This is a genomic window from Chryseomicrobium palamuruense (genome assembly GCF_042649045.1).
Classification (GTDB): Bacteria; Bacillota; Bacilli; order Bacillales_A; family Planococcaceae; genus Chryseomicrobium; species Chryseomicrobium palamuruense.
In genome coordinates, this window is record NZ_JBHSEF010000003.1 from 1 (window position 1) to 2,029 (window position 2,029).

The following is a 2,029-nucleotide window of genomic DNA, read 5'->3' on the forward strand; positions in this document are numbered from 1 at the left end:
CCGCGGCTGCTGGCACGTAGTTAGCCGTGGCTTTCTAATGAGGTACCGTCAAGGTACCGGCAGTTACTCCGGTACTTGTTCTTCCCTCACAACAGAGTTTTACGATCCGAGAACCTTCTTCACTCACGCGGCGTTGCTCCATCAGACTTTCGTCCATTGTGGAAGATTCCCTACTGCTGCCTCCCGTAGGAGTCTGGGCCGTGTCTCAGTCCCAGTGTGGCCGATCACCCTCTCAGGTCGGCTACGCATCGTCGCCTTGGTGAGCCGTTACCTCACCAACTAGCTAATGCGCCGCGGGCCCATCCTGTAGTGACAGCCGAGACCGTCTTTCAACATCAGACCATGAGGTCCGATGGATTATTCGGTATTAGCCCCGGTTTCCCGGAGTTATCCCAATCTACAGGGCAGGTTGCCCACGTGTTACTCACCCGTCCGCCGCTGAATCAGAAGGAGCAAGCTCCTTCATCATCCGCTCGACTTGCATGTATTAGGCACGCCGCCAGCGTTCGTCCTGAGCCAGGATCAAACTCTCCATAATAGAGAACTTAATATAAGCTCTAGTTAGTTGCTGGCATCAAACTTGATGTCCGTTTTGAACGTCCATCGCCTCCCGTTAAAGGAAGTGACTTGGTTCGGTTTTTGTCGTCCGCACCCAACGGGGGTCGGGTCGGCGACTTGTATATCTTGACGTCTTGCATGTTCAGTTTTCAATGTTCATGGTGGAGCCTAGCGGGATCGAACCGCTGACCTCCTGCGTGCAAGGCAGGCGCTCTCCCAGCTGAGCTAAGGCCCCATGTTCGGCTTACAATACGCATCGCAATTCTTCCTCGAACTGCTCGTGTCTTGAAACCTCTGAGTAGGATGAAAAGTATAAATGGTCGAGAAGACAGGATTCGAACCTGCGACCCCTTGGTCCCAAACCAAGTGCTCTACCAAGCTGAGCTACTTCTCGTATTATGGCGCGCCCGAGAGGACTCGAACCTCTAACCGCTTGATTCGTAGTCAAGTACTCTATCCAATTGAGCTACGGGCGCATACTATCTAGTTGAAAAGTGGTGCCGAGGACCGGAATCGAACCGGTACGGTAGTCACCTACCGCAGGATTTTAAGTCCTGTGCGTCTGCCAGTTCCGCCACCCCGGCAAGGGTGTAAAAAGGCAAAAAATAATGGAGCGGAAGACGAGGTTCGAACTCGCGACCCCCACCTTGGCAAGGTGGTGTTCTACCACTGAACTACTTCCGCTTTATGAAAATGGTGCGGGTGAAGGGAGTCGAACCCCCACGCCTTGCGGCGCTAGATCCTAAGTCTAGTGCGTCTGCCAGTTCCGCCACACCCGCATATTCATAAAAAATGGTGAGCCATGAAGGACTCGAACCTTCGACCCTCTGATTAAAAGTCAGATGCTCTACCAACTGAGCTAATGGCTCTCAAAGTGGTGCCGGCGAAAGGACTTGAACCCTCAACCTACTGATTACAAGTCAGTTGCTCTACCAGTTGAGCTACACCGGCACTCCGAGAAAAAATGGTGGAGGATGACGGGATCGAACCGCCGACCCCCTGCTTGTAAGGCAGGTGCTCTCCCAGCTGAGCTAATCCTCCATTGCCTAGCGACGTCCTACTCTCACAGGGGGAGACCCCCAACTACCATCGGCGCTGAAGAGCTTAACTTCCGTGTTCGGTATGGGAACGGGTGTGACCTCTTCGCTATCGTCACTAGACTACGTATTCATTTGAAAGACAAGTTTTATTATACCAACTCTGAGCCGTTTGGCAAGTGGATTCGATAATTTATTTGTTCTCTCAAAACTGGATAGAACTTCATTGATTGTGTCGATGTAATCGAGTTCTGGCTCCTAGAAATACACACCATAAGCCATCAGCCCCATCGAGGCAAAGGACGCCTCACTGTGTCTGCTGTCTTCTGTCGGAATTTCTGGACAGTCGCCGCCACATCTAATATTTGGTTAAGTCCTCGATCGATTAGTATTCGTCAGCTCCACACGTCGCCGTGCTTCCACCCCGAACCTAT

General features: G+C 52.1%; 9 tRNA genes and 2 rRNA genes. All 11 read right to left on the reverse strand.

The annotated features are described in order from the left end of the window. A 16S ribosomal RNA gene (locus ACFO0S_RS00180) occupies nt 1–538 on the reverse strand; the annotation flags it as partial. Nucleotides 539–717: 179 nt separating this feature from the next. Continuing rightward, nucleotides 718–793, reverse strand: a tRNA-Ala gene (locus ACFO0S_RS00185). Nucleotides 794–875: 82 nt separating this feature from the next. Continuing rightward, a tRNA-Pro gene (locus ACFO0S_RS00190) sits at nt 876–952 on the reverse strand. 5 nt (nt 953–957) lie between these two features. Further along, a tRNA-Arg gene (locus ACFO0S_RS00195) sits at nt 958–1,034 on the reverse strand. Between the two features lie 19 nt (nt 1,035–1,053). After that, nucleotides 1,054–1,142, reverse strand: a tRNA-Leu gene (locus ACFO0S_RS00200). A 25-nt stretch (nt 1,143–1,167) separates the two neighbouring features. Next, a tRNA-Gly gene (locus ACFO0S_RS00205) sits at nt 1,168–1,242 on the reverse strand. A 10-nt stretch (nt 1,243–1,252) separates the two neighbouring features. Further along, nucleotides 1,253–1,337 (reverse strand) — tRNA-Leu (locus ACFO0S_RS00210). Between the two features lie 14 nt (nt 1,338–1,351). Continuing rightward, nucleotides 1,352–1,427, reverse strand: a tRNA-Lys gene (locus ACFO0S_RS00215). Between the two features lie 6 nt (nt 1,428–1,433). After that, a tRNA-Thr gene (locus tag ACFO0S_RS00220) sits at nt 1,434–1,509 on the reverse strand. A 14-nt stretch (nt 1,510–1,523) separates the two neighbouring features. Further along, nucleotides 1,524–1,599, reverse strand: a tRNA-Val gene (locus ACFO0S_RS00225). 3 nt (nt 1,600–1,602) lie between these two features. Continuing rightward, nucleotides 1,603–1,718 (reverse strand): 5S ribosomal RNA (rrf, locus tag ACFO0S_RS00230). Between the last annotated feature and the right edge of the window lie 311 nt (nt 1,719–2,029).